At 45.5% G+C, this 697-nt stretch carries 1 protein-coding gene; it reads left to right on the forward strand.

The annotated features are described in order from the left end of the window. On the forward strand, positions 1-477 hold a 477-nt coding region (locus JW499_RS21545; protein WP_205212505.1), incomplete at its 5' end, for a transposase. Between the last annotated feature and the right edge of the window lie 220 nt (positions 478-697).

Genomic DNA, 697 nt, shown 5'->3' on the forward strand with positions numbered 1-697 from the left:
CTAACGATTAATCGTATTAAAGCCTACGATGAGTGTTTGGCTCAAGCAGTAAAACTACACCCTGATTGTGAGCGTCTGATGGCATTGGAAGGCGTCTCCGTTATCAATGCCATTAACTTATATGTTCTTCTCGGTTGTAGTGATGATCTCCATTTCAACAATGGACGAGAGGCCTCTGCGTGTGTCGGAGTGACCCCTATACAGCACTCAACGGGCGGAAAAGCGAAACTCGGTTCAATTGGGCGTCATGTGAAGCAGGTTATGTTACGAAGTCAGTTAATTAGTGGTGCAATGGCGGTTGTTAGTGCACTGAGTAAGCGACTGCCAAAAACCACTAAAGAGGTCTGGCTGAAACAACTGATTGAACGGCGTGGGAAACGTTGTGCAGCAGTGGCGCTGGCGAATAAAACCATTAGAACCGCCTTTGCTATGTTGAGCAAAGGAACAGAATATCAGGCCCAGGCAATGACTGCCTGAGCCTAATATGTCCCAATGAAATGCTTTACTTAGATGAAAATCAGCTACCGTAATCAGTGACTTGCTAAGAGCATTAAAGCTCGCGTTCTAGATATGATCCGGTAGTTCGCGCAAATATCAGTGAGCCAGAGTTAGCGACTCAATCAGAGCTCGAACATAAGCGTGCATTTATTCTAAGTCAAAATCGTTTCATTGTTGACAGAGGGGAGTCCACATAAGC

Source organism: Amphritea pacifica, from assembly GCF_016924145.1.
GTDB classification, from domain to species: Bacteria; Pseudomonadota; Gammaproteobacteria; order Pseudomonadales; family Balneatricaceae; genus Amphritea; species Amphritea pacifica.